Origin of the sequence: Priestia sp. FSL P4-0332 (genome assembly GCF_038005845.1) — a bacterium.
GTDB lineage: Bacteria > Bacillota > Bacilli > Bacillales > Bacillaceae_H > Priestia.
In genome coordinates, this window is the sequence record NZ_JBBOUA010000001.1 from 1,376,716 (window position 1) to 1,399,946 (window position 23,231).

General features: G+C 38.2%; 26 protein-coding genes and 1 riboswitch. Of the genes, 19 read left to right on the forward strand and 7 right to left on the reverse strand.

Going from position 1 to position 23,231, the window contains the following annotated elements:
- Positions 1-71 precede the first annotated feature (71 nt).
- The 12 genes from panB to MKY06_RS07055 all read left to right on the forward strand — a co-directional run bounded on the left by panB (position 72) and on the right by MKY06_RS07055 (position 11,998).
- On the forward strand, positions 72-905 hold the full coding sequence (gene panB, locus MKY06_RS07000) for a 3-methyl-2-oxobutanoate hydroxymethyltransferase (protein ID WP_028407963.1): 834 nt from the start codon (positions 72-74) through the stop codon (positions 903-905).
- A gap of 1 nt (position 906) precedes the next feature.
- Positions 907-1,764 (forward strand): pantoate--beta-alanine ligase, encoded by an 858-nt coding sequence (gene panC / locus MKY06_RS07005; protein WP_063670986.1) that lies wholly within the window; start codon positions 907-909, stop codon positions 1,762-1,764.
- A complete protein-coding gene (gene panD, locus MKY06_RS07010; RefSeq protein ID WP_013056099.1) occupies positions 1,765-2,148 on the forward strand; it encodes an aspartate 1-decarboxylase in 384 nt (127 codons plus the stop codon).
- 202 nt (positions 2,149-2,350) lie between these two features.
- Positions 2,351-5,152, forward strand: coding sequence for an ATP-dependent DNA helicase DinG (dinG, locus tag MKY06_RS07015; RefSeq protein ID WP_013056100.1), 2,802 nt, complete (start codon positions 2,351-2,353; stop codon positions 5,150-5,152).
- Positions 5,153-5,241: 89 nt separating this feature from the next.
- Positions 5,242-6,039 carry a hydrolase gene (locus MKY06_RS07020; protein ID WP_098278390.1) on the forward strand — a complete coding sequence of 266 codons (798 nt, stop codon included), beginning with the start codon at positions 5,242-5,244 and terminating at the stop codon, positions 6,037-6,039.
- A 188-nt stretch (positions 6,040-6,227) separates the two neighbouring features.
- On the forward strand, positions 6,228-6,398 hold the full coding sequence (locus tag MKY06_RS07025; protein ID WP_013056102.1) for a YpmA family protein: 171 nt from the start codon (positions 6,228-6,230) through the stop codon (positions 6,396-6,398).
- 11 nt (positions 6,399-6,409) lie between these two features.
- Entirely contained in the window at positions 6,410-6,898 is a 489-nt protein-coding gene (locus MKY06_RS07030; protein WP_013056103.1) for a cell wall elongation regulator TseB-like domain-containing protein, read from the forward strand.
- Between the two features lie 133 nt (positions 6,899-7,031).
- Positions 7,032-8,216, forward strand: a complete 1,185-nt coding sequence (locus tag MKY06_RS07035) for a pyridoxal phosphate-dependent aminotransferase (RefSeq protein WP_013056104.1) — start codon at positions 7,032-7,034, stop codon at positions 8,214-8,216.
- A 155-nt stretch (positions 8,217-8,371) separates the two neighbouring features.
- Positions 8,372-9,664 (forward strand): asparagine--tRNA ligase, encoded by a 1,293-nt coding sequence (gene asnS / locus MKY06_RS07040; protein WP_013056105.1) that lies wholly within the window; start codon positions 8,372-8,374, stop codon positions 9,662-9,664.
- Between the two features lie 336 nt (positions 9,665-10,000).
- A complete protein-coding gene (locus MKY06_RS07045) occupies positions 10,001-10,708 on the forward strand; it encodes a DnaD domain-containing protein (RefSeq protein WP_016763459.1) in 708 nt (235 codons plus the stop codon).
- A gap of 140 nt (positions 10,709-10,848) precedes the next feature.
- Positions 10,849-11,520, forward strand: coding sequence for an endonuclease III (gene nth / locus MKY06_RS07050; protein WP_098278391.1), 672 nt, complete (start codon positions 10,849-10,851; stop codon positions 11,518-11,520).
- On the forward strand, positions 11,507-11,998 hold the full coding sequence (locus MKY06_RS07055) for a YpoC family protein (RefSeq protein WP_013056108.1): 492 nt from the start codon (positions 11,507-11,509) through the stop codon (positions 11,996-11,998). The genes nth and MKY06_RS07055 overlap by 14 nt, the downstream gene beginning before the upstream one ends.
- A 35-nt stretch (positions 11,999-12,033) precedes the next feature.
- Here the strand turns inward: MKY06_RS07055 and MKY06_RS07060 are convergent, their stop codons facing one another.
- Both MKY06_RS07060 and recU read right to left on the reverse strand, forming a co-directional pair.
- Positions 12,034-14,868, reverse strand: coding sequence for a transglycosylase domain-containing protein (locus tag MKY06_RS07060; RefSeq protein WP_098287400.1), 2,835 nt, complete (start codon positions 14,866-14,868; stop codon positions 12,034-12,036).
- Positions 14,869-14,931: 63 nt separating this feature from the next.
- A complete protein-coding gene (gene recU, locus MKY06_RS07065; protein ID WP_013056110.1) occupies positions 14,932-15,531 on the reverse strand; it encodes a Holliday junction resolvase RecU in 600 nt (199 codons plus the stop codon).
- Positions 15,532-15,604: 73 nt separating this feature from the next.
- Here recU and MKY06_RS07070 point away from each other — a divergent pair, with 73 nt between their 5' ends.
- A complete protein-coding gene (locus MKY06_RS07070; protein WP_013056111.1) occupies positions 15,605-16,600 on the forward strand; it encodes a DUF2515 family protein in 996 nt (331 codons plus the stop codon).
- An 11-nt stretch (positions 16,601-16,611) separates the two neighbouring features.
- Here MKY06_RS07070 and MKY06_RS30710 read toward each other — a convergent pair whose 3' ends face one another.
- Positions 16,612-16,713, reverse strand: a complete 102-nt coding sequence (locus tag MKY06_RS30710; protein WP_016763465.1) for a hypothetical protein — start codon at positions 16,711-16,713, stop codon at positions 16,612-16,614.
- Positions 16,714-16,940: 227 nt separating this feature from the next.
- Here MKY06_RS30710 and MKY06_RS07075 point away from each other — a divergent pair, with 227 nt between their 5' ends.
- Positions 16,941-17,195 (forward strand): hypothetical protein, encoded by a 255-nt coding sequence (locus tag MKY06_RS07075; protein WP_013056112.1) that lies wholly within the window; start codon positions 16,941-16,943, stop codon positions 17,193-17,195.
- A 45-nt stretch (positions 17,196-17,240) separates the two neighbouring features.
- Entirely contained in the window at positions 17,241-17,591 is a 351-nt protein-coding gene (locus MKY06_RS07080; protein WP_013056113.1) for a YppE family protein, read from the forward strand.
- 93 nt (positions 17,592-17,684) lie between these two features.
- Here MKY06_RS07080 and MKY06_RS07085 read toward each other — a convergent pair whose 3' ends face one another.
- Both MKY06_RS07085 and MKY06_RS07090 read right to left on the reverse strand, forming a co-directional pair.
- Positions 17,685-17,855 (reverse strand): hypothetical protein, encoded by a 171-nt coding sequence (locus tag MKY06_RS07085; RefSeq protein ID WP_013056114.1) that lies wholly within the window; start codon positions 17,853-17,855, stop codon positions 17,685-17,687.
- Between the two features lie 125 nt (positions 17,856-17,980).
- Complete coding sequence (locus MKY06_RS07090; protein WP_013056115.1) at positions 17,981-18,175, reverse strand: YppF family protein; 195 nt, start codon at positions 18,173-18,175, stop codon at positions 17,981-17,983.
- A 229-nt stretch (positions 18,176-18,404) separates the two neighbouring features.
- Here MKY06_RS07090 and MKY06_RS07095 point away from each other — a divergent pair, with 229 nt between their 5' ends.
- Positions 18,405-18,818, forward strand: coding sequence for a YppG family protein (locus MKY06_RS07095; RefSeq protein ID WP_053487029.1), 414 nt, complete (start codon positions 18,405-18,407; stop codon positions 18,816-18,818).
- Positions 18,819-18,849: 31 nt separating this feature from the next.
- Here MKY06_RS07095 and MKY06_RS07100 read toward each other — a convergent pair whose 3' ends face one another.
- On the reverse strand, positions 18,850-18,996 hold the full coding sequence (locus tag MKY06_RS07100) for a hypothetical protein (protein WP_013056117.1): 147 nt from the start codon (positions 18,994-18,996) through the stop codon (positions 18,850-18,852).
- A 144-nt stretch (positions 18,997-19,140) separates the two neighbouring features.
- Positions 19,141-19,647, reverse strand: a complete 507-nt coding sequence (locus MKY06_RS07105) for a CotG/ExsB N-terminal domain-containing protein (protein WP_340960498.1) — start codon at positions 19,645-19,647, stop codon at positions 19,141-19,143.
- Between the two features lie 171 nt (positions 19,648-19,818).
- Here MKY06_RS07105 and MKY06_RS07110 point away from each other — a divergent pair, with 171 nt between their 5' ends.
- From MKY06_RS07110 to MKY06_RS07120, 3 genes are all read left to right on the forward strand, one after another.
- Entirely contained in the window at positions 19,819-20,904 is a 1,086-nt protein-coding gene (locus MKY06_RS07110) for a CotH kinase family protein (protein ID WP_098278403.1), read from the forward strand.
- Positions 20,905-21,034: 130 nt separating this feature from the next.
- Positions 21,035-22,207: a spore coat protein gene (locus MKY06_RS07115; RefSeq protein ID WP_098399741.1), complete on the forward strand. Its 1,173-nt coding sequence runs from the start codon at positions 21,035-21,037 to the stop codon at positions 22,205-22,207.
- A gap of 64 nt (positions 22,208-22,271) precedes the next feature.
- Positions 22,272-22,934 (forward strand): hypothetical protein, encoded by a 663-nt coding sequence (locus MKY06_RS07120; protein WP_013056121.1) that lies wholly within the window; start codon positions 22,272-22,274, stop codon positions 22,932-22,934.
- A 167-nt stretch (positions 22,935-23,101) separates the two neighbouring features.
- A riboswitch (SAM riboswitch) is annotated at positions 23,102-23,219 on the forward strand.
- Positions 23,220-23,231: the final 12 nt, after the last annotated feature.

The following is a 23,231-nucleotide window of genomic DNA, read 5'->3' on the forward strand; positions in this document are numbered from 1 at the left end:
CCTTTTATAGGTAGAAGGACTTTTTGTGTGCAGACGTGCGCTCATCTCCTCTGAGAAGGAGGAGAAAGTTAGTGAAAACAAAATTAGATTTTTTACGTATGAAACAGAACAATGAACCAATTGTGATGCTGACTGCGTACGATTATCCGTCAGCTAAGTACGCTGAGGAAGCAGGCGTAGACATGATTTTAGTAGGCGATTCTCTAGGAATGGTCGTTTTAGGATATGACTCTACCATTCCTGTAACGGTAGATGATATGATTCATCATACAAAAGCGGTTAAAAGAGGAGCTGCTGATACATTTATCGTCACCGACATGCCATTTATGTCCTATCACGTGTCGAAAGAAGACACGATGAAAAATGCTGCTCGTATTATGCAGGAAAGCGGAGCTCATGCTTTAAAAGTAGAAGGTGCAAAGGATGTTCTTTATACAATTTCAGAATTGACGCAAGCTGGTATTCCGGTTGTTGCACATCTCGGGTTAACTCCTCAGTCTGTCGGTGTCCTGGGCGGTTATAAAGTGCAGGGAAAAGAAGCGAAAGAAGCCAAACAGCTAATCCAAGACGCTATCAAGTGTGAGCAGGCGGGAGCTATTGCTGTTGTATTAGAATGTGTTCCTAAACAAGTAGCAAAACAAGTAGCTGAACGCTTGAGCATTCCAACAATCGGAATTGGAGCAGGAGCTGATACGGATGGTCAAGTACTTGTATACCACGATGTATTAACGTACGGAGTAGAGCGTGTGCCAAAATTCGTTCAGTCATTTGCGAAAATAAATGAGCCTATTTTACAGGGACTTTCTCAGTATGTAAGTGAAGTGAAAAAAAGAGAGTTTCCGAAAGAAGCACATACTTTTTCAATGAAAGAAGAGCAGTTAACGGCACTGTACGGAGGAAAATAAGATGAAAGTCATTACAACAATTAAAGACATGCAGCAGGAGATGAAAAAAGAAAAGCAGCTTGGACGTTCAATTGGATTTGTCCCGACGATGGGCTATTTGCATGAAGGCCATGCTACTTTACTTGGAGCAGCCCGCACAGAAAATGAAGTAGTGGCCCTAAGTATTTTTGTGAACCCGACTCAATTTGGGCCAAATGAAGATTTTGATACGTATCCAAGAGATTTTGAGCGCGATGAGCGCGTGGCAAAAGAAGCTAACGTCGACTATTTATTTTATCCTTCAGTAGAGGAAATGTATAAGCCAAGCCGTTCAGTTGCTATAACCGTGACAGATCGTGTAGACGTATTGTGTGGACAGAAGCGACCCGGCCATTTTGACGGAGTAGCCACGGTCCTAACAAAGCTTTTTCACATTGTAACACCAGATCGTGCATACTTTGGTAAAAAAGATGCACAGCAAGTTGCTGTAGTAGATGGCTTAATTGAAGACTTTAATTTCCCAGTGGAGCTTAGAGCAGTAGATACGGTGAGAGAAGCAGATGGCTTAGCTAAAAGTTCTCGTAACGTATATTTAACAGATAAAGAAAGAGAAGAGGCACCTGTTTTATTTAAGAGTTTACAAAGCGCTCTGCAGCTTCTTGAAAGCGGAGAGAAGCACGTAGAAATTATTAAACAGGCCATTCGAAAAGAAATTGAGCAATATACGAGCGGTAAAGTGGATTATATCGAGGTTTATACGTATCCAGAGCTAAAAACGATTAAACAAGCCGCTGGCAAAATCATCATTGCTTTAGCTGTTCAATTCTCTAAAGCTCGTTTAATTGATAATGTAATTGTAGACGTACAGGGGGATAACTAAATGTTTCGCACGATGATGAATGCTAAAATACACAGAGCTCATGTAACTGAAGCCAACTTAAATTATGTTGGCAGTATCACCATTGATGAAGATATCATCGACGCAGTAGGAATCGCAGCAAACGAAAAAGTCCAAATTGTAAACAATAATAACGGAGCTCGCTTGGAAACGTACGTTATTCCCGGCGAACGCGGGAGCGGCGTAGTTTGTTTAAATGGAGCTGCTGCAAGACTTGTGCAGCCTGGAGATATCATCATCATTATCTCTTATGCGCTCGTAGCAAATGAAGAAGTAGCTCACCATCATCCAACCGTAGCGATTATGAATGAGCAGAATAAAATCCAACAATTGCTTAAACAAGAACCAGCTGGTACAATTCTATAAGAACAGTCCCCCTTTATGAGGGGGATTTTTATTTGAATACATACGCTAGTAAGTGAACGGTATATACCTCTATACACACTAAAGTAAAACTTCTATGTATGGAAGCCTCTCTGTTTTTCACGAGAAGGAGTTGCGCTTTTAAAGCATATAGAGCAGGCTTTCACTTTATACTATAAAAAGACAGACTTGCGAGGTGTTGACCGTGAATAAACGCTTTGTTGTGGTAGATCTTGAAACGACGGGACATTCTCCAAAACAAGGAGATAAAATGATTCAATTTGCTGCTGTCATAGTAGAAGACGGCAAAATTGTTGAACGTTTTTCTAGTTTTTTAAATCCTGGTATGGATATTCCGCCTTTTATTACACAACTAACTAACATTCAAAATGATATGGTGAAAGATGCGCCTTTATTTGAAGAAATTTCACCTAAAATTATAGAATTGCTAGATGATGCTTATTTTGTTGCACATAATGTGGCATTTGATTTAACTTTTTTACAAGAAGAACTCTATCAGTGCGGAGAGGAGACGCTTTATAATTCAACCGTAGACACCGTCGAACTGGCTCGGATTCTGCTGCCTACAGTTGATGGGTACAAACTTAGCCAATTAGCTGAGTATTTACATATCGAACATGAAAACCCTCATCAAGCAGATAGTGATGCAGAAGTAACGGCACGTATTTTACTGTTACTAATTGAGAAATTAAAGAAGCTACCTCTAACAACCTTAAAGCAGCTGTATGCGCTAAGCTTGCACTTTAAAAGTGAAATTGGAGAACTGATTCAACAAGTTATAGATGATAAAAGTTATGCCGAGGATGGTTCTTATGAATTTATACATGGCATTGCGCTAAACAAATATCAGCCGCATTCAGCTAATGAAAAGCAGCACTCTCATACTTACGAAATATTTGAAACTGAAAAGCAAAAGCTGTTCCATCAGGCTCTGCCATTGTTTGAAGAACGAAAAGGGCAGTGGGAGATGATGAACTTTGTACAAGAGTGCTTTGCAGGTAATGAGCATGCTTTAATTGAAGCCGGGACCGGTATTGGTAAAACCTACGCTTATTTAGTTCCTGCCGTGTTTTATGCTTCTGTTCATCATCACCCAGTCATTATCTCGACTAACACGGTAACGCTTCAGCAGCAAATCATCGAAAAAGATGTGCCCATTCTAGAAAAGATTGTTCCGTTTCCTGTTACGGCAGCTGTTTTAAAAGGAAGAGAACACTACATTAGTATAAGAAAATTTATTCAGCTCTTAAAAGAGCGCAATAATAATTACGATGCGATCCTCACAAAAGCGAAGCTGCTTATTTGGCTGACGGAAACGGAAACGGGCGATAGCGATGAAATAAACCTGCCTTCTGGCGGCAAACTTTTTTGGGAACAGCTAAACGAAAGCAATCCGTCTCCAAGTGACTTTAAGCATCCTTGGAAACTTTATTCTTTTTATGAACGAGCGCAGAACAGAGCGCAAAATGCCCATATAGTAGTGACAAATCATCGCTTGCTGTTGATGGATGTGATGAGTAATCATGAGCTGCTGCCTGAGTATGAACAGATTATTATTGACGAGGCTCATCACTTAGAAGACATTGCTGGAGAAGAGCTGGGGGAGCGCTTAGATTATTTTGCGGTTCATGCGCTATTAAACCGAATCGGAACCATTCAAGACAAAGGGCTGTTAAAAAAAGTTCATCATACGTTTGTGAAATATAGTATCGAGCTTAACACTGAACTTCTTCAAAACCTGTTTGTGCAGCTTCATTCTGAGTGCGATGATTTATTTCGTTTGATTCATTCTTTTGTCCAAAAAAGAATCGGCAATCAGCAGGGCGAGATTGGAAGAAGCAGCTATCGATATAAAGTGGAAAAAGAGCATGGGCATTACTGGACGGCTATTCAAGAAGCAGCGTCGCGCATTCGTTTTTTAATTCACGATCTTTTTACATGGAATGATGGGGCAAGACATTCCTTAGAGGAACTATATGACAAAGTCACAAAAAATGAACAGTCGTCTCTTCATGAATTTCAAACGGCTGTTAAAGGATTTGAACACATATCTCAGCAAATAGAAAAGCTTTTGTTCAAACAGCAGAGTCATCACGTAACGTGGTTTGAGATTGAACCAAAAGGAGCAGCGAATGCTACGTATATCTATAGTCAGCCTACCTCCATTGCCGATACGCTGGCTGATGAATTTTTCGCTAAGAAACAAAGCGTTATTTTAACATCGGCTACATTGACGGTGAATGGAACATTTGATTATTTAATTCAAGAGCTAGGGTTATATGACTTTCAGCCTGCTCAACTCATTCTCCCTTCCGAGTTTGATTATGAGAAGCAAGCTAGAGTCTATATTCCTCAAGATATGCCTGCTGTTAACGAAGTATCATTATATGAGTATAGCGCTATGATGGCAGAAAGTATTCTTGACGTAGCTAAAGTAACAAATGGTCGTATGCTGGTGCTTTTTACTTCATATGACATGTTGAAAGCTACGTATGGTTATTTAAAAGAGTTAAACGATCTTGAAGAGTTTGTACTGCTCGGTCAAGGAGTCACAACTAGAAATCGTAATAGACTGCTAAAGGACTTCAGCCAGTTTGAGCATTCCATTCTATTAGGTACAAACAGTCTGTGGGAAGGAATTGATCTGCCAGGAGATTTATTATCATGTCTCGTAATTGTCAGACTTCCTTTTTCATCTCCAAATCAACCTCTGCTGACAGCTAAATTTGAGCAGATGAAAAAAGAAGGAAAAAGTCCTTTTATGAATTATTCACTTCCCCAGGCCGTTATCCGTTTTAAACAAGGATTTGGACGGTTGATTCGTTCCAAAAGTGACCGAGGAGCTATATTTATTTTTGATAATCGTATTACGCGAACAGCATATGGGTACCATTTCCTTCACTCACTTCCAAAAGTCCAGGTTGTTCAAAAAACGTTTTCGAATATATTACTGGACTACAAAGAATGGTGGAATGAAAAGACTTGAGCATACGCTTAAGTCTTTTTTTTATGCATACTGTTTCTTCACTTGAGAGACGATAGTAATATACTATGATAAGCAAATGAGGACAGTGTATGATTAAAATATTAATAAGTGCTGTACTGTTTTTTAGTTTTATGAACTGTTCGGTTTCAGCAGCCGTCATTAAAAACGTAGATTTTGGTTTACAAGCTGATGAAGTAGTGATCACCTTTTTACCTCTTTCAGCTGGAGAAGCGAGTCTGATTCAAGACGGAAGCGGTGAGACTATTTTAATAAATACCGGGAATGCATCTTCCTATCCCGAGCTAAAGAAGTGGTTGAAGCGATATAAAGTAAAAAAAATCAACCAATTAGTGATTACGAAACAGCAAAAGTACTATGATTCAAATGTTCAGCGAGCTGTGAATGATTATCATATAGAGCGTATTATTGTCCCGGCTCAGTACCAGGCGGAATTTCAAACAGAGAAGTGGAAAGAAAGTGATTTATTTCAGTTAACACATAATATACACGTTGATGTCTTGCATGCATCGAAGCAAAAAACAGCGGCTATGGATCTATTATTTACGATCGGAGAACATCGGATTCTATATGCAATGAGCAGCTCAGATGAAGTAGAAGAAAAGTTTTTACGCATTCCTCTTACCCATGTAGAGGTATTGAAAATTCCTAATTTTGGAGAGGGAACGTTTTTTTCGAATGCATTTTTGAAGCAATTAGATACACAGCTTGCGGTTGTGTTTACGAAACCAGGCCGTTCCTATTCCTCTCGACTGCTTTCAAATTTAACAGCTGAATGGATTGAATTATATGACGTAAGAGAGGGGAGCGCTTACTCTATTAAAATGTCGCTAAAATCCTATGATGTGATGAAATTTTCTGCAAAATAAATAAATTTCCTTTTGCAAAAAGAGGTAAATTCCTTATAATATTATATATGTTTACTTATTTATTCGGTTTTTACGCAAAACGTACAGATTGGATTGATGAGTGAAAAAGATGACGATGGTTTTTGATACCTGTTATAATACGGATATCGTCATTTTTGCGTCGTGATAGACGAGCTAGGAGGTTTACAATGGAAAGTAGGATTGAAGTATTATCAACTGTCCGCGTGGAAAATTCCTCGGATTTATATAAAATTGTTGATAGTTTGAATCGCACGTTGAAAAAGCAAGATTTGATGTTCGGATTAGCGTTAGATGAAGAAGATCAAAGCAAAGCTGTATTTACAATTTATCGTACATAAGTAGGGATTTTATGAAAAAGTTAATTATTGTAGCGGTAGCTGCTGTGCTTTTAATTATCGGGGGCATTTCTTTTAGCATTTATCACTCGTCTGTGAAGGATGTGCAGTCTGCTGAGGAAAAAGCAGCATCCCAAGCAAAAAAAGAATTTAATTTGAAATCTGTCACAAGCACCCAGCCATATTTCGGCAATCATGCATTTTATGTAGTAGAAGGTACAAACCGAAGCAATCAAAAGGTAATTGCTTGGATGCCTAAAAGCAAAAAACAAACAGCTGTTTTAAAGAAAGCAAGCAGCGGGATCACAAAAGAGAAAGCCATTTCCATTGTGAAAAATGATAAAAATCCGCAGGAAATTAAGTCGGTGCGCCTAGGCATTGAAAATAAAAAGCCGCTGTGGGAAGTAACATATGTGGATAAAGATAAGAAACATTTAACATACTATTATCTTGATTTCTCTAGCGGTGAATTTATAAAACGATACAGCTTATCTCAATCATAAATCGTTTATACCATATGAAATACCATATGTGTCATAATATAAGATTTCAGCGCTTTATGAAAATGAAGCCAATTTTTTATCTATAATCAGCCCGCGGGCTGATTATAGCTTTAGTTCATAGGGGGAGATTTTAGTGAAGTTAGCAAAACGTGTATCAGCATTAACGCCATCATCAACATTAGCGATTACAGCAAAAGCGAAAGAATTGAAAGCGGCTGGTCATGATGTGATTGGACTTGGAGCAGGGGAACCTGATTTTAATACGCCGCAGCACATTTTAGAAGCGGCTGTTACAGCAATGAATGATGGTCAGACAAAATATACGCCAGCAGGCGGCCTTGCACCATTAAAAGAAGCGGTAATTGAAAAATTCAAACGCGACCAAGGCCTGACGTATTCACCTTCTGAAATTATTGTTTGTACAGGTGCTAAGCACGCACTGTATACGTTATTTCAAGTTCTGTTAGACGAAGGTGACGAAGTGATTATCCCAACTCCTTACTGGGTAAGTTATCCTGAGCAAGTAAAGTTAGCAGAAGGTACACCAGTATTCGTTGAAGGTTCTGAAAATAACGAATTTAAAATCACACCTGAACAATTAGAAGCGGCTATTACTGCTAAAACCAAAGCTGTTATTATCAATTCACCAAGCAACCCAACAGGTATGATTTACACAAGAGAAGAGCTACAAGCTTTAGGAGAAGTTTGCTTGAAGCACGATATTTTTATCGTATCAGATGAAATTTATGAAAAGCTTGTGTATGGTCAAAATGAACATGTATCGATTGCACAGCTTTCACCAGCGTTAAAAGAAAAAACAATTATCATTAACGGTGTTTCTAAGTCACATTCCATGACGGGCTGGCGCATTGGATATGCAGCTGGTGATGCTACAGTTATTAAAGCGATGACAAACCTAGCGAGTCACAGCACGTCAAATCCAACATCTATTGCTCAATATGCAACAATTGCTGCTTATAACGGCACTCAGGAGCCGGTGGAAATGATGCGACAAGCTTTTGAAGAGCGTCTAAACGTAATTCATGAAAAGCTGATTAACATTCCAGGGTTCTCATGCTTAAAACCACAGGGTGCTTTCTACTTATTCCCTAATGCAATTGAAGCTGCAAAGTTAACTGGTTTTGATACAGTTGATGCATGGGTAGAAGCTATTTTAGAAGAAGAGAAGGTAGCGCTAGTGCCTGGTTCAGGATTCGGTTCACCTGAAAATGTACGTCTTTCTTATGCTACATCACTAGATCTGCTAGAAAAAGCAGTGGAACGCATCCATTCATTTATGACTCGTCATATGAAATAAAAAAGATTATATTTAAAAACAAAGGAGCCTTTTAGCACAAATCACACGTGTTAGAAGGCTCTTTTTGTTTGTTACTTGTTATTATGTTTGTCGAAATGTATAATAGGATGGCATACATAATTACGAAATGTAAGTTTTTTGGAGGGATATTAATCGTGAAAATTACGATTTCAGAAGCAAGCAAGCATGTAGGAAAAGAAGTAACAATTGGTGCTTGGTTAGCGAATAAACGTTCAAGTGGTAAAATTGCCTTTTTACAGCTGCGCGATGGATCAGGATTCATGCAAGGGGTAGTTGTAAAAGCTGAAGTAGAAGAAGAAACTTTTAAATTAGCTAAATCTATGACGCAAGAATCATCACTATATGTAACAGGTGTGGTGCGTGAAGATGAGCGCTCACCGTTTGGCTATGAGTTAACAGTTACAAGCCTTGAAGTTATTCATGAAGCTGTTGATTATCCAATTACGCCAAAAGAACATGGAACAGAGTTCTTAATGGATAACCGTCATTTATGGCTCCGTTCTAAACGTCAACATGCTGTTATGAAGGTTCGTAACGAAATTATTCGTGCAACGTACGAATTCTTTAACGAAAACGGGTTTACAAAAGTAGATCCTCCAATCCTAACAGGAAGTGCTCCTGAAGGAACAACAGAATTATTCCACACGAAATATTTTGAGGAAGATGCATATCTTTCTCAAAGTGGACAGCTTTATATGGAAGCAGCGGCAATGGCGCTTGGAAAAGTATTTTCATTTGGTCCAACGTTCCGCGCTGAAAAATCTAAAACACGCCGTCATTTAATTGAGTTTTGGATGATTGAACCAGAGATGGCTTTCTACCAATTCGAAGATAACTTGAAAGTACAGGAAGAGTATGTGTCTCATGTCGTACAGTCTGTTTTAACAAACTGTAAGTTAGAGTTAAATGTACTAGGCCGTGATACATCTAAGTTAGAACAAATTAAAGCGCCATTCCCTCGTATTTCGTACGATGAGGCTCTTAAATTTTTACATGAAAAAGGATTTACAGACATTCAGTGGGGAGATGACTTTGGAGCACCGCATGAAACGGCTATCGCAGAAAGCTATGACAAGCCGGTATTCATTACACACTATCCAACGTCATTAAAACCATTTTATATGCAGCCAGATCCAACAAATGAAGACGTAGTATTATGCGCAGACTTAATTGCACCAGAAGGCTACGGAGAAATCATTGGAGGCTCTGAACGTATTCATGATCAAGAGCTTTTAGCGCAGCGTGTAGAAGAGCACAAATTAGATACTGAAACGTATAAGTGGTATTTAGAGCTTCGTAAGTATGGCTCAGTTCCACATTCAGGATTTGGTTTAGGCCTTGAGCGTACGGTAGCATGGATTAGCGGCGTAGAACACGTTCGTGAAACGATTCCATTCCCACGCTTATTAAACCGTCTATACCCGTAAGGAAGTGAAAAAAGTATTCTGACTCTTGTAGTCAGGATACTTTTTTAGCTTTTTTTATGAATCATAAAAAGAAAAGAAAAACGAGGCTTTTACTTATATCATAAGGAAACAAAGGCAAACATAGAAAAGAGTCTAACTTAAAAGGGAGTTGCAATTCTCGAAAGAATAAGTTAGTGTAATATTCTTGGAAGGAAGTCATCGTTCGTATATATTTTATATGTGCAGAGCAATGGTACGGTTTCAGCGGAAAGTTTTACATAGAAGCTTTTTTAGCTTCGAATAATTATTACTTTGACTATAAACTTCATGATATACTAACTACTGAGGTGTTCGGATATGAAAAAAGAAACGTTAATTGAATGGTTTGAACAAGGCACAGTTTCAATTCCGAAGCTGCTGTTTAATCACTATAGCGATTTGGGAATGAACGAAACGGAATTCATGACGTTAATGCATATTTATGTTTCCATTGAAGGCGGTGAAGGTTTCCCGACACCTAACGAATTGGCGGCAAAAATGAGTATTTCAAGTGCTGTCTGTATGGATACGCTGCGAGCATTAATTCAGCGCGGCTTTTTATCTATTGAGCAAGATCAACAGCAAAACGCCCTTATTTGTGAACGTTATTCATTAAAACCGCTTTGGGAAAAGCTTATTCATCATATGATGCAAGAAACAAGAGAAGTAGAAAAAAGCGAAGAAGAACAAGAAGAGCTTAATTTATATACAATGTTTGAAAAAGAGTTCGGCAGAGCATTGTCTCCGTTTGAATGTGAAACGCTAGCGATGTGGATTGATCAAGATCATCATGATCCCATTATTATTAAAGCGGCACTAAGAGAGTCGGTGATGTCGGGAAAATTAAACTTCCGGTATATTGATCGTATTTTATTTGAATGGAAGAAAAATGGTATTCAAACCATTGATCAAGCCCGCAAGCATAGCCAAAAATTTCGTCAAAATCAACAGCCCAAAAAACTATCTTCTGTTAACCCTTCTCAGTCTACATCAGCCATTCCTTTTTTTAACTGGCTAGAGCAATGACAGGATAAAAAGCTGCTTCAAGATCCAAGTAATTGAATCTTGAAGCAGCTTTTTTAAAAGAATATGGACAAAAGTAGCATTTGACAGGAACCCTATTGTAAAATAGGAGGGAACTACCTGTAAGAAGAAGGAGAACTAGTATGTTAACGTTAAAACAAATCAGACAGTGCCTAGATGCTATGGCAGAAATGTTTCCTGACGCCCACTGTGAGTTAAATCATCGGAATTCCTTTGATTTAGTCATTGCTGTGGCGCTATCTGCTCAGTGCACAGATGCTTTAGTCAATCGCGTAACAGCGGATTTATTCAAGAAATATCAAACGCCTGAAGACTATTTAGCCGTTTCGTTAGAAGAGCTGCAGCAAGATATTAGATCAATTGGCTTATATAGAAACAAAGCTAAAAATATTCAAAAGCTCTGCCGTATGCTCATTGATGAGTACGGAGGAGAAGTTCCAAGAGATCGTGATGAGCTGACCAATCTTCCAGGAGTAGGGCGTAAGACGGCTAATGTTGTTGTATCCGTAGCTTTTGGAGTACCGTCAATAGCAGTAGATACGCATGTAGAACGTGTAAGTAAACGCCTCGGGATTTGCAGGTGGAAAGATTCCGTTTTGGAAGTAGAAAAAACGCTAATGAGAAAAGTTCCGAAAGATGAATGGTCAGTTACGCATCATCGACTTATCTTTTTTGGACGCTATCACTGTAAAGCACAGTCTCCTCAATGTCATGTCTGCCCGCTTCTTGATCTTTGCCGAGAAGGAAAGAAACGAATGAAAGGAAAAGAGAAGAAGACAGATGTTACCGATTGAAGTGCCGTCACATTTCATATGCGAACCATTCTATTCAAAAGAAGATCGGGTTCTTGAAGTGGGTGGAAAAAATTATTTTGCTTATGATATTTTATACGATGTACATAAAGAAACGAAAACACCTTGGAGGGATGTTCAAAAGAACATACGGCCATTTTTTGAAAAGTGGGAAACTCAAAGGGAAGAACTGTATACGCTTTTTTCTCTGCGAAAAGCAAAAGAAGCAGCCCCTTGTATGAAACAAGCTGCTGCTATGTATATTAGTTTACTGTTTTGGATTAACGGACAGCCCGTTCGGCGTTTAAATCGGCTGCAAGAAGATATAGCGGACTTAACCTATAAGCCTATTAACTGTGCTGAGAGACTTATGTTTTTGCTGCAGCGAGTTTCTTCTTATCAAGCGTATATTCAGCTGACAGAATTATTTAATGAGCTGCGTAAGCAGTATGCAAAAATGCTTATTCTTCACAAGAAATAAAGCCCCTACACGTGTAGGGGCTTTTTACTGCTACGTTAATTTTCAGTTGTTGGCTCTTGCTGCGGTGTAGCAGGAGTTGCCGGCGTCGATGGTGTAGCAGGGGTTTGTGGTGTTTGACTTCCTGAGTCACTTCCACCGTTGTCTGCTGGAGGAGTTGTTGTGCCTCCGTTATTACTGTTGTTGCCGCTATTACCATCGTTAGCATTGCCGCTATCATTATTGTTATTATCGGTATTGCCGCTATTGTTACCGCCGTTATTGCTGCCATTATTGCTGCCATTATTGCTGTTTTGGTTATCATCCGGCTGAGTAGATGAATCGTCACCTTGATCAGACCCGTTGTTTTGATCAGTGTTGCTATTGTCTTCATTTTGATTATCGTCCGTTGTTCCGTCATCTTCAGGTTTAGTAGAATCATCTTCGGTAGCTTGATCTGATGAATCAGGGACTTTTACAGAAGAACTAGCGCTTTCGCCCGTATTTGTTGTTACGGTGAAACTATACGTTGCGCCTGGTGCTGGGTTGGAAATTGTTTTTCCACCGGCTCCTGCGCCAGATGCGAGTTGTTCAGAACCGTTAGGAGATGACATTGTGACTGTAAAGGTCGTATCACTGGCTGCATTTGAAGCTGACCAGTTAACTGAAATTGCTCCTCCGCTATACGAAGCAGTAATTTTTGGCTTCACATCTTTATTGTCTTTTTTCTCTTTTTTGTCCTCTTTTTTATCTTCTTTCTTTTCTTCTTTTTCTTTCTTCACAAACGTTTGCGATACTTTTGTCGGTGCAGTGCCGCGTACAAAGTATTCTTTAGTAATTAAGCTCGAAGGAGTAGAGCCGCTTGGGCGTTTTAAGTCTTTGCCCGTTGGTTTTTCCACGGAACGTTCAACTACGCTGTCCGGCTGCTTGAAACTTCCTTTAGGTTTGCCTTCAGAAATATGAGTAATAACATGCTTAAAGATATTTTTTGCCATGCCGGTTTCATTAGCACTTAAAATATAGCCGTCTTTAGCAGTTTCATAGCCTGTCCATACGGAAATCGTATAGTTTGGCGTAAACCCATTAAACCAAACGTCTTTTTCACCAGCGTCTGGAATGTTGTATCGTTTTTTCTCGTCAGCACTAAAGTTCGAAGTTCCCGTTTTACCCGCAATTTCTAATCCTGGTGTACGAACAGCACGAGCTGTACCATATGATTCGTTTACAACAGATTTCATCATGTCCGTCATCATAAATGCCGTGTAATCTTGCATTGCGCGTTTTGATTTTGGCGTTAAATCAATTTCTGTTCCATCTGGGAATTTTACTTTTGTTACTGTATGAGGTGCGTTGTACATACCTTCATTTGCAAAAGCGCTATAGGCTCCAGCCATTTGTAGCGGTGTAACACCTGTACGGAAGCCTCCGATAGAATAAGATTCAGAATAAGCTTCGCCGTCTTCTTCGTCTAATTTTAGCCCAAGGCCCGTAGCAAACTCTTTTGCTTTGTCTGCCCCGGTTGCTTGAAACGCTTTTAAAGCAGGGATGTTCAGTGAGCGTCCTAAAGCTTCACGCGCTGAAACCCACCCTTTATAATTGCGTCCAAAATTTCGGATTGGCGTGCCGTTTGAATAATGATATTCTTCATCTTTTATCGGTTGTCCAGTGGACCACTTTAAGTTCTCAATCGCTGGGCCGTAATCTAAGATCGGCTTAATGGTTGAGCCGGGCTGACGTCTCATATTTGTTGCAAAGTTTAAGCCGCCTGACACACGATTACGTCCGCCTCCAATTGCTTGAATACCGCCTGTTTCATTATCTACAACGACAAGACCTGCTTGGAATTTATCGTTCGGGAAGTTGACTACTTTGTTATTCATCACATCATCCACATAGTCCTGAGCATTAGTGTCAAGCGTTGTATAAATTTCTAAGCCCGCAGAAAATGGATCTGCGTCTGTTTTCTTTTTTACTTCTTCGATTACTTGATCAATAAATACATCGTACTTAGATGTTGATTCAGTTTGTTTAGCTAAGTGAGCCTGTACATCTACTTGTTTTGCTTTGTCGGCCTCGGCTTGTGTAATGAAGCCGTTTTTAGCCATTAAGTTTAATACTGTGTTACGGCGTTTAGTAGCATTCTCTGGGTTTGTAACTGGGTTATAAGTAGTTGGCGCTTTTGGTAAGCCTGCCAACATAGCAGCTTCATCAAGAGTTAAATCTTTTACGCTTTTAACTCCGTAAAATTTCTCAGCTGCTCGTTCAATACCGTATACTTCACCTGATGCGAAATATATTTTGTTTAAATACATTTCAAGAATTTGTTGCTTGGAATATTTACGCTCAAGCTGGTAAGCTAACCACATTTCTTGTACTTTACGTTTAACCGTCTTCTTTGGTGATAAGAACGAATTCTTTACCACTTGCTGAGTAATGGTACTACCGCCCTCAGCACCGAAGCCGTTTTTAAAGTTCGCCATTAATGCTCCGCCAATACGGTAAAAGTCGACGCCGTGATGTTTATAAAAACGAACGTCTTCCGTAGCGATAAATGCGTTTTTGACGACTTGAGGGATTTCATCGTATTGCACATATGTACGTTTTTGAGCTCCAATTTCTTTTACAACTGTCTTTCCATCGTTTGCATATACTTTAGATGAAAAAGAGTTTTTTAATACCGAGTCATCAACTTTTGGAGCATCACTTATCATAGCAAAAAAAGTTCCCACTCCGGCAATGAGCCCGATGATTCCTATCAGTAAAACTGCGGCAACAATTTTACGAAATAGGCCTCCTTTTTTCTTCTTTTTCGGTTTTCCTTGAGATTTACCTTCTGGTTTGTTGTCATTCATAGCTCTTCGTCGTTCTTCACGAGAGCGATAATTATCTGACATAAAAACTCCTACCTTTCAACGCATTGTAAGAGAATGATTTCCGTAAACATATATATCATACTCTTAAAAGTATAATTTATCTATAGTTTTTATGTAATCGATTCTCGGATGGTAACCAAGTTCCATGAAATGTCCTTTTTTTTCAATATCTGCCTTAGGGATTGATTTTCGTCCATCTTTTTTCATGGCATCCCAATAAGGAAAAAGGAACTGTGCTTCGAACAAGTATATTTCTTGTAAAGTAGAGAACATTAATATAACGAAACAAATCCCGTTTTGTTTCACAATTTGCTTCATATGTTCAATTTGATGTTCATGAAAATTACGCAGCGGAAATGAGGTTTTATTTCTCGTTTCTTTTGCTTCAAAGTCAAGGTGTTTTCCTTTATAGACTCCATTGTAGTCTGTAGTAGAAGCCTGTTTAAAATAAGCTTCTTTGATAACAGCGGCACTTCTCTTCGGATAGTCTACTTTTACAATTTGAACAGGGGTTGGTTTTTTGTGAACAATGGCTATTCCTTTTGAAACATAGTATTCGTTTGTTTCGTTTAAATCGTCCTCCAGCGTCATACCACGATTGCTATAGCTAGCTTCTAGCTTTTTAGGGGAAGGACTGCTGGTATTCAATGGCTTATAGGCCTTTCCGTTAGGATAGCGAATCATAACCATCACTCCTTTAGTGTAAATCTATTAAACAAACAAATTCTATTATACCAAATCCTACAAATAAAAATAGATGAAAGAAGATGAAGAGATGTCACTCAATAGTTCGGAACAAGCGCTGTTGACGGCGATTAAAAAAACCACAGACAAGCTGAATATTGATAATATATCAAGAACCCAGGCTTATGCAACTTTTTATCATAGATATCCTGAAGTAAAGTGGGCATTTCTCGCAAGTATGGTATCACGAAACGCAGGATGGAATATGTGTGATTTGCAAGGGAAAAACATGAAAAAAGCGTTATCAAAGCAAACGCGCGATTTATTATTTTTGACGTATGAAAGAGCAAATTGGCTTATTTTTAAAGATGCCTTCCCTCAATTACTATTGTATGCTGTTTCGCGTAAAAAACATGTCTCTTACGTTCATTTACTTCCCTATTTAAATGTTTCATCTTTTATCGAAGAGAAGTGGAGACAATTTATGCAGAGACCTTGTGAACTGCAGCTTATTCATGCGTTAATTGTGAATGAGCAGCATGTTATTCAACAGCCCGTTATTGAACAGCCTTTTTATCAAGATAGAGTGTTTAAAAGTACCCTGTTTTTTTTTCAAGATATATTCCACTTTAGTTCCGTCCTTTTTCCTACTACAAAAGGGGAGCTATACGGTTGTTCTGTTCATGATTTTACAAAAGTAAATAATCGGATTGATTTGGGGAAGAAATTAGCGGCTTTATTATTTCATGAAAAGTATTATCCCTTGTTTTATGAATTTTCTTTGAAAACAAAGCATACGGGTTCGAGATACGATTATGAGCAGTATTTTGTGAATGAAACCATTTGCCGTACACCTGCTCTTCGAAAGGTGTATCCGGCTATTAGACATCATGAAAAGAAGAGAGAAGAGTGGTTTTTAACGAAAAAAGAGGAGCAAAAGCTCATGAAAAAGCCGTCTTTTCCAAAGAAAGTTCATTTTACAAAGTGGTATCTTCAAAAGCAAAAGCAGCTATATATATTAATGAAAGTAGCGCAAGTATTTAATGTAAATAAAAACGGTCACAAGTGACCGTTTTGTTCTTAAGTAGAAGGCTGGTTAGGACCGTTTAACTTTTTAGGATCACCGTAGGTTTTTGTTTCAGGCTTATTTTTAGGCTGTGATTTTTGCTGTTTGTTGGCCATATCTAGGCACCTCCTATCATGTTGTAATACACGTTCAGCAGCGGAATGTATCTGCTTAGCTGAAATGTCTATACTAGTGTTTTCAATATGTTCACTTTCGATTCACCATAAATGAAAATGTCGAAAACATCTTTCTTTGACGAATAGAAACTAGTTTTGTCATGTATGAAGGGACAATGAAGAAAAGAGAGAATACGTTATGCAAAGGAAAATTTGGAGGGATGGCGATGAAACAAAGTATGGTTAAAACAAGCGAAATGATGACTTTATTAGATAGCTTACTAGAGCAAGTAGATTTAGTGGATAAAACGATGTCTACATCTATAAATGAAGCATTTACACATTGTGAAGAAACATATATGGAACAAGTTCATCGCATTGACCAATCACTGCAAGAAATTGAAGTAGCTGTGTATGAAAGCATGCCTTCCGAAACAGAATGGAATAGAAGCCGAAGAGAAATGGTTCTTCATACAGTATAAAGACTGTTTATGTTACAATAGTCATCGTAGAGGTGACGAATAACGATGAATGAAGATGTGAAAAAAAGTACGGAGATCATGTTTCAATATAATGAAGTAGCTGTAGAACGATTAGCGTCTATTCAACAGGAAGAAAATTATGAAGTGAAATTTTTTGAAGAAGTAAAGCCTTATGGAGATATTTTCTTCAAAGAACTTGATGAATGGGCTAGTCTCGTAACGGAATGGCTGAAGAAAGAGCGACCAAAATATATTCATGTGAATCAAGTAGAGACGTTAAAAGAAAATTTACAAAACGTTGTACTACAGTCCTTTTATCCTGAGACGCGAGAAAAGCGATTTAAAAAGATGTATCACTCAAATAAGTATGTGCTCGAGTCGATATTGAATAATTAATCCCGGCCTTCCGTTGAGACTTATAAGGTGGGGATTTTCTATGTATGCCTAAAGAGCAAACTCTTTAGGCATTTTATCATTATCAATAAAAAGTTAATCAAAATCTTTTTGAGATTGGATAGAAACAGCTGGGTGATCTTGTGAAGCGACTGTATCGATATGATAATCAACTTTTTCAGTATGTTTAGAAGCAACGGCGTTATTTGTTTTAGTTACTGCACTTTGTCCTTGCTTTTTATGATCAAAATGTTTTCCACGACTCATAAGATAGACCTCCTTTATTGAATACTACGTTAAAGCTTTTATAGTATAAACAAGTCAAAAAAGAAGTATGTGTCCACTTTATAGGAAACAAAGAAACCACCGATTTCTCGATGGTAGTAAAAAAATTAATCATCTTGTGCACTAAAATCGGGCTTAGTAGCTCCAATTTGTTCGAGTTCACGTACAGCGGCTTTGTAATTCATAGGAGTTAAAAAACCTTTTAAATACTGCTGCTGAGCAAAATCGAGTAATTCATTACTTGACTGCGGCTCATACTGTTTCACCGCAATAAAAGCTTCTTGAAGTTCGTTCACATACATGTAAATTCCCTCCTAATCCCCATTTGTGCCACTACGTATCGTAGTATCACTTGTTCTTATCGTACCATATATTTAAATAATCTCGTTTTTTTGAAAAATTTAAACTTTCGACAGAAACCTACATATTTTTGAATGTGTTTTCCAAAAGTACAAGTAGACGAACGTCACCTCTTATTTCTGCATACATACTATATATTATGTAATATTAAAAAGGAGGTATTGATTTTGCATGTATACAAGTAAGCATTATCCGTATTATGAGCAACATCAACCAGAACGTTTTGATTTAAGTCAGGTACATCCATTTCCGCAGTATCATCAGCAGCCATGGACGGAAGCTTATATGCCGCAACATCCGTACGCTCAGCAACAAATGCCTTTTGGTCCTCAGCAAATTCCCTATATGAACGGAATGTACCAGCAGCCCCTGTACAATAATGCAGGTGCGCCTTTTAATCCATACCCTAAAGCTCAGCAACAAAAGCCTCAGCCTTCTCAATTTCAGTCATTAATGTCTCAGTTTAAATCGAGTGATGGCAATTACGATATGAACAAGATGATGAATACTGCGGGGCAGATGATGGGAGCCATGAACCAATTAACATCCCTAGTAAAAGGGTTTTCCGGGATTTTCAAAGTATAAGGACTAGAAGGTGTTTTCTAGTCCCTGCTTATTATTTTTTCTTTTGATTTTTCAAATAGGTTTCTCCAAGAAGTGTAAATACTTCATTGTAAGTTAATCCAGACTGAGCATTTAAACGTTTGACTTCTTCGATATCTGTTGTTGATGAAGTTGAAATTTGATGCTTGTTTTTTTTCATAAAACCTCTCCTTCTCTATGTAAAATGAATAACATCCCATCTTAGTATATTTCCAAATGTGCCCCTTCTATAAGTGGAAAAAAACGCCGAAGACACTCATGGTTCTTCGGCTTTTTTTGCAATAAAGATGAGTATTTAGAGAAATTAAGAACGGCGAGTAGAACGACGAGAACGGCGAGTAGAACGACGAGAGCGGCGAGTAGAACGGCGAGTAGAACGACGAGAGCGGCGAGTAGAACGACGAGAGCGGCGAGAGCGGCGAGTAGAACGACGAGAGCGGCGAGTAGAACGGCGAGTACCGCGGGTAGAACGACGAGTAGAACGGCGAGTACCGCGGGTAGAACGGCGAGTAGAACGGCGAGTACCGCGGGTAGAACGACGAGTAGAACGGCGAGTACCGCGGGTAGAACGGCGAGTAGAACGACGAGTACCGCGGGTAGAACGGCGAGTAGAACGGCGAGTACCGCGGGTAGAACGACGAGTAGAACGGCGAGTACCGCGAGTAGAACGACGAGAGCGGCCAGTACTACGAGAAGAGCGACGACGTCTTGTTAGTGGGCCGGCAGTTGGCTCTTGAAACATAAAAGATTTCAGTTCTGTACTTTCTAGGGCTTCAGCAGCCTCTTTAATTTTTTCAGCTGTAATATGCAATCCAAAAACCTCCTTGTCAATTGGACTAGGTCTTGCATTAATAGAATACGCGACGATGCTTGTCTTTGATATAAGTCAAAAGTGGAGTTTAAGGAAATAGTTGATATGATGGGGTATCATGGAGAATTTGCTCTTCATATACTTTAATAATTGAAGAAAGGTGGTCGAGTAATGAAGCAAAAAGAAATTCCTCAATACGCTCTGTTTGTGAATGTAAAAGATTTAAAGGAAATGCAAAGAGATATTTGGTCAGAAGAAGCTGTTCAGGCAACGATGAAGTTTAACAAAAAACGCTACGATATTGATTTGTTGCTAAGAGGCTCCCATATTCGGAAGATGAAGAAAAAGTCATATTATATTGAATTCTATTCTCCGAAAATATTTCAGCGTGCCAAAGAAATACACCTAAACGCTGAATATAAAGATCCATCGCTTATGCGCAACAAATTGTCCCTCGATTTTTTCTCCTCCTTAGACGTTTTATCTCCTCAGTCTCAGTTTATAAACCTCACAATTAACGGTAAAAATGAAGGAATATATCTTCAGCTCGAATCGGTAGATGAACTATTTTTGAAAAAAAGAAATTTGGGGGATGGATCCATATTTTATGCAGTAGACGGAGATGCTAATTTTTCTTTAATGAGCGACTTAGATAAAAAGCCGAAAACAACTCTGCTATCAGGGTATGAAGATAAAGCAGTGAAACAAGGAGATGAGGAAAAATTAGAGCAGTTTATATTTAATCTTAATACGTGGACAAATACAGAATTCGAACAGAATATTGAGAAGTATCTGCACGTCGACCGCTACTTATCTTGGTTAGTTGGTATTATTTGTATGCAGAATTACGACGGTTTTGTTCATAATTATGCCCTCTATCGAAACCATGAAAGTGGACGCTTTGAACTGATTCCATGGGATTATGATGCGACTTGGGGAAGAGATGTAAATGGAAAAGTAATGGAAGGGGATTACGTCCGTGCACAAGGATTTAACACGCTTACCGCTCGCTTATTGGCAGTAGATAGCATTAAAAAACGTTATATTAAAAAGATGAACAATGTTCTGAATAATCAATTTACAGTGGAATATATGAAACCCATCGTCTATCAAATGCACGAAGAGCTTAAGCCTTATATTTTGAAAGATCCTTATGTAAAAAACAATATAGAACAATTTTATGAGGAGCCGGCATTTATTTTATCCTTTATAAAAGACCGAACAGCATATATTAAAAATAATCTTCTTACTTTTTAGATACCATAGAATGATAGGCAGAAGTGGAATTTGTTAATAATAGGCAAATGTACGAAATCAATAGCTGTACATGATACGTATATATACAGTATGAATGACCAATATGGATGACTAACAAGGAGGAAAAAGAATGGAAAACTATTATTATTATTATGGGCAAAATCAAGGTCAAGATTCAAATCCAAACCGAAAACGCAGCCACAGCAAAAATGCAAATCGAACTGATAAAGGCTATTCTTCGCAGTTTAAACCTTTAAAAGGAAGAATGGTGACTGTTTATCGAGGAGGTCCTGAATCAAAAACAGGTTATTTACTTGATGTTCAGTCTGATTATTTAATATTAGCAGTAGAAAACGATAACAATAATAACAATGATGAAAATAATAATGAGGGAAATAGCAACCAAAACAACCAAAGCAACCAAAACAACCAAAATAATCAAAATAATCAACAAGAATATACTGTTGTATATTATCATTTATCCCATGTTAAGAGTATTACGGAAGATGCTATGTCAAATTCAGCACAGACGTTTACCGGGTTTGATAATGACGGTACTTTAGAGTTGTATAGAGGCAAGACATTTGCTAGTACTTTATCATTACTGAAAAGTAAATATGTTCAAATAAATCAAGGGGGTCCTGAGAAAAAAGCAGGCCAGCTCCTTGACGTATTAGGTTCGTCAGAGTCTGCTTACCTTGTATTACTGTCGGAAGATGATGGTATCGTCTATATCAATGTTGAACATGTAAAAAGTATAAGTGAATATCAAAACAATAATAACAATAATAACAATAATAATAACAATAATAACATTCAAATGAATAATCAATTTGCTACAAATCAGGAACCAACTTATATGAAATCAAAAAACTTTAATAATTTATTTACTCATCTATCACACAAATGGGTATCGATCAACGGCGGCGGTCCAGAAGCTGTAGAAGGTGTATTGGTGCAAAGTCGGAATGGTACTTTTACCCTTGTTCAGGACAATCAAGTATTACGCTTACAGCCAAGACATGTTAAAACCATTTGTGTAGGAGCAAAAGGATCTTTTAAACAAAATAATAATCAAGATGATGAGCAGAAAGAGGAAAATACAAATACTGAAGACGGAGGATCAACGGAAGGCGTTCCAGAAGGTCGTACAGGAAGAAGCCGCCGCACAGGTTCACACTCGTCAGGAAGAAGCCGCCGCACAGGTTCACACTCGTCAGGAAAAAGCCGCCGCTCAGATTCACACTCGTCAGCGTCAAGAGAGCAAGTCATCCAAACAAAAAATTATCGTTGGAAAGCATAATGAATAAGAACAAAAAAGGTGCTTATAAAGCACCTTTTCTGTCATATAGGAAAGAGGGAGGAGAATGAGTATAAATCGTTATATTAATAAAATTGTAGAAGTAGATATTTCAGGGAAAACTAAGTTTATTGGCAGACTTGTTGACTTAGGGTTAGATGTCATGATTTTGTATAATGGACATGATTATTTGTATATTCCTCTTTTACACATGCATCGTTTGCGAGAAGTATCAGAAGAAGACTATACGGTTTTACGTGAAATAGAAGAGAACTTGATAGAAGAAAGTCAGCGAATTTCTTATCGTAATATTTTACAGCAGGCAAAAGGGAAATTTATTGAAATTTATGTAACGGGAGGGAAATCATTGCATGGCTATATCACAAGCGTGCTGAATGATTATCTTGTGTTTTATTCTCCAGTGTATAAAAATGTCTTTGTTTCTCTACATCATTTGAAATGGCTTACCCCTTACAGTAATGAGTTAACCCCTTATTCTTTAAGTGACAAAGAGCTCCCGGTAAGGCCCGCCTCTGCACCTTTTGTCAGAAACTTTGAAGAGCAGCTTAAAAAATATGAAAATCAACTGGTCGTATTAGATTTAGGGGATCAATCAGAAAAAATTGGCGTACTTAAAGAAGTTTCTAATAATATTGTTGAACTAATTACGGCAAATGGAGAAAGTATGTATTGGAAGTTAGCTCACGTAAAATCTGTGCACTTGCCTTAGAAAAAGAGACCTGGCTGTCGTCTCTTTTTTTTATGTGCTTATCAGGACAAGTATATTGAATAAACAAATGAGATGATTTGAATTTTTTAGAAAATTATGTTGACAATAAAGAAAATCTTTATTAAAGTTATTAACAACAAACGTTAACCACCAACAATTATATAGAACTCTTATCAAGAGTGGCGGAGGGACTGGCCCTGCGATGCCCGGCAACCATCAAATGAAACATTCATTTGAACGGTGCTAATTCCTGTGGAACATCAGTATTGTTCTAACAGATGAGAGAAATCGTGTATA